The following is a 3405-nucleotide window of genomic DNA, read 5'->3' on the forward strand; positions in this document are numbered from 1 at the left end:
ACTCGGTACCGTGGATACGGTACGGAAAGTGAGAAAAGGAAAACGACGATGGCATCAGGATTTGGACTGTCCAATAAGGGCAAGCACAACAGTGCGGGTGAAGAAGTTCAGGATATTGACTGGGACAATCTTCCTGTACAACAAAAAAACGGCTGGGGCATGCAGCCCAGCAAAGCACCTACTCCTCCACGCGCCACGGAGGAGGAGTGGCTGGACTCACAGCTTGTCAGTGATGAGGGAAGCCAGCTTCCTACCAATGATGGTCAGAGCCGTAGCGCCCGAGCAAGCGACTTTGACGAAGACCAAGACGCAGGGAGCGAGGTAGGCGGAGCGCAGATGAAGACTAACAAGAAGAAAGTGGATGATCCGACCGGCGGCGTGAAGGTCAAGAAAGCCCCCCTCCCCCGCTAATTATTTCTTAGCGTGGACGGTGAAACGTCCCGCTTTGGGGCACTTCGTGCCGCGCCTTCGGCGGAATTTTCCCCCACCCCCCCATTTTACCGACGAGGAACGAGGAGGAGGCCAAAGGCCCCATAGCCCGATGATTTCCATCGAGGCGATTTCCGACCGATAAATTTTTCGCACCGAGCAGATCTAGGGAACCTTCCATAGATATCTGACGTATAGTAATCATCATACGCTGGCCTATATGGCTACTGTCCCATATGGACGAGAGGCGCATCGGGCTACCAAGCTCGTCGTAAAAGCCCTGGCAGGGAGTCCCGCCGGGGCTTTTGTGTCTCTGCCCACGCTCCGATAGTATCCGATATGATAAGAGCAACCATGATTGAAATCGGTATTGACTCGTTTGTGGGCACGTCTTTAGATGCCACAGGGCTTCCCGTCGGGGAGGAGCAGCGCATGCAGCAGCTCTTAGAGGCCGCTGCGCTCGCAGACAGTGTCGGACTAGATGTCTTTGGCATTGGGGAGCACCATCGCCCGGACTACATCGCCTCAAGCCCCGCTGTCGTGCTGGCCGCCATCGCCGCGCAGACAAAGAACATTCGCCTCACCAGCGCGGTGACGGTTCTCAGCTCAGATGATCCGGTGCGGGTTTTCCAGCAGTTTGCGACCCTGGATCTGATCTCGCAGGGCAGAGCGGAGATTATCGTGGGACGCGGCTCGTTTATTGAGTCCTATCCCCTCTTTGGGTTTGACCTACAGCACTACGACGCGCTCTTCACCGAGAAGCTAGGGCTGTTGCTCCAGCTCCGCGACGAGATCTATGTCCACTGGAGCGGCAAGTACCGTGCACCGCTCACCGGGCAAGGCGTCTTTCCGCGCCCCGTGCAGAAGAAGCTCCCGATTCGCCTTGGGGTAGGCGGCACTCCCGCATCGTTCGTGCGAGCGGGTCAGCTTGGCCTGCCTCTCGTCGTCGCCATCATCGGTGGCCCTTTCGCTCCGTTTCGGCCCTACGTGGATCTCTACCGCGAGGCATGGCGCAACGCGGGGCACCCGGAAGACGAGATCTCGGTGGGCATCCACACCATTGGCTACGTCGGCGAGACGACCGAGGAAGCCGCCGAAACCCTCTACCCTGGCTACGAGGTTGTCTTTAGCAGAATTGGCAGCGAGCGAGGCTGGCCCGGCTCTCCACGGCGTCAATTCGACAGCTCACGCGGCCCAGATGGTGCCCTGATGGTGGGTTCACCGGAGGACATTGCCACCAAAATTCTCCAGGTCAACAAAGATCTGGGCGGTATTGACCGTGTGACAATCCAAATAGACGGCGCAATGGTGGGCCACGAAAACTTGCTTGCGGCAATCAACCGGCTCGGAGGGGGAGTCAGGCCGTATCTTGCCCTCCAGGAACCTTCTACTTAAAGCTGGGTAGGACGATGCCACGCAAAATTACTTTCTGAGCGGCAAGAAAGACGATGAGAATCGGGAGTGCTGCCAGTGTCAGGGCAGCGAAGATGACGTACTGGGGGGCGTTGGACTGCAAGTTGTAGAGCGCCACCATGATCGTCCACATCTTCGGGTCCTGGCAAACCACCAGTGCGAAGAGAAACGCGCCGTAGGCTCCGGTGAAGGCGTTAAGTGCGATCACGGAAAAGATCGGTAGTGAGAGCGGGAGCGTGATCCGTGCAAACATCGAGAGCTCTGTTGCCCCATCTAAGATCCCCGCTTCGTAGAGTTCCTTGGGGAGTGAGTCAAAGAAGCCTTTGAGCAAGAAAATTGAGTAGCCACTTGCGAGACCTGGGAGAATCAGTGCACCGAAGGTGTTGAGGAGCCCGAGGCTCTTGAGCATGAGGAAGTTCGGGATCATGGCGACTTCGGCGGGGAAGGCCATGGTCGCCAGCAGAAACATCAGCACTTTGTAGGTGTAGGGCAGCGGGTAGCGCGAGAGCGCGTAGGCACAGAGCGGGTTGACGATCAGCGCCCCCAAAATTGAGAGCACACAAAAGACGACCGTGTTAAAGAGCGTTCGTCCCCCTTGCCCCCCAGTCATGAGCTGGCGGTAGACATGGACAAAGTTCCGGCCTGCAAAGTCGCGGCGTAGCTCGGAGCCGTGTGCCTTGACGAAGGCGAGGTCGGCGAGTGCTTGGGGCGGCTGTGCAGCGGGGTCGCCTAGCTTCTCGCGCCAGAGAGTCTCGGGCGTTACGGCCTTGAAGGCACTGATGGGCGCATCGGTCTTGATAAACTCCATCCAGTCCGTCAGCGAGATACCATCGGCAGGAGGTGCGGCGGGCAACGGGATTTGTGGGCGCTTGCGCTTGGTCAGAAACGCCTGCCACGCGGGTGCGGCGCTTGCCTCGATCTGGAGCATGCGGAGCGGGAACTTGGTGCGCATAAACGCCTCCCAGTCCGCGTAGCTCGCTCCCGCGGGGGCTTTGGGCGAGAGAGTCAGGGCGCTCCAGTCCGCAATATCGGTTTTCCAAGCAGCATTCAGGCCCTCTAGCTTCCCCTGGTACACATCCTCCTTGAGGTACTTTCGCCAGAGCGCATCCCCAAATGTCGGGATGAGGTAGTTCTTCGGGAGGCTCCGGCGGAACTCCTGCCAGTCCTTTACCTTGGGGCGCTCACTCTGGGGCATCCAGGCCCGAAGTGCGGGTTTCTCAATCGGGGCGGTGATGGTCTCAAACCGGACATTCTCCTCGCGCCAGATTTTATTGACGGCATCAATATCGTTGTTGTATTTTTGCCGGAGCCAGTCCCGAAAGCGCATCAGGAGCGGCGCAGGTGCGTTTTCATGCTCCCCAAAGCCCGCCCGCAAAAGACTTTCCGGGAGGCTTGCCACAAACGCATCCCACTGTTCGACTTTACTCGCCTCACCAGTCGGAAGTGGCACCTCAGCGACTTTTTTGTAGTCCGAATGGTGGGCTGCGTTCAGGTCGTCTATGTTATTGGCATAGCGATCCTCTAAGTACTTCACGTAGAGGGCGCTATCGTCATGCCAGTACG

General features: G+C 58.2%; 3 protein-coding genes. 2 read left to right on the forward strand and 1 reads right to left on the reverse strand.

What is annotated here, in order from left to right; translation table 11 throughout:
• Positions 1-48: 48 nt before the first annotated feature.
• Both RMO15_RS14180 and RMO15_RS14185 read left to right on the forward strand, forming a co-directional pair.
• Positions 49-411, forward strand: coding sequence for a hypothetical protein (locus RMO15_RS14180; protein WP_309713836.1), 363 nt, complete (start codon positions 49-51; stop codon positions 409-411).
• Positions 412-783: 372 nt separating this feature from the next.
• The gene (locus tag RMO15_RS14185; protein ID WP_309713839.1) at positions 784-1824 is read left to right on the forward strand and encodes an Atu2307/SP_0267 family LLM class monooxygenase; all 1041 of its coding nucleotides are present in this window, start codon (positions 784-786) and stop codon (positions 1822-1824) included.
• Here the strand turns inward: RMO15_RS14185 and RMO15_RS14190 are convergent.
• Positions 1817-3405, reverse strand: a 1589-nt coding sequence (locus RMO15_RS14190; RefSeq protein WP_309713841.1) for a carbohydrate ABC transporter permease, incomplete at its 5' end; no start/stop codon positions are given. The genes RMO15_RS14185 and RMO15_RS14190 overlap by 8 nt on opposite strands.

The sequence above is a fragment of the Armatimonas sp. genome, assembly GCF_031410135.1.
GTDB lineage: Bacteria > Armatimonadota > Armatimonadia > Armatimonadales > Armatimonadaceae > Armatimonas.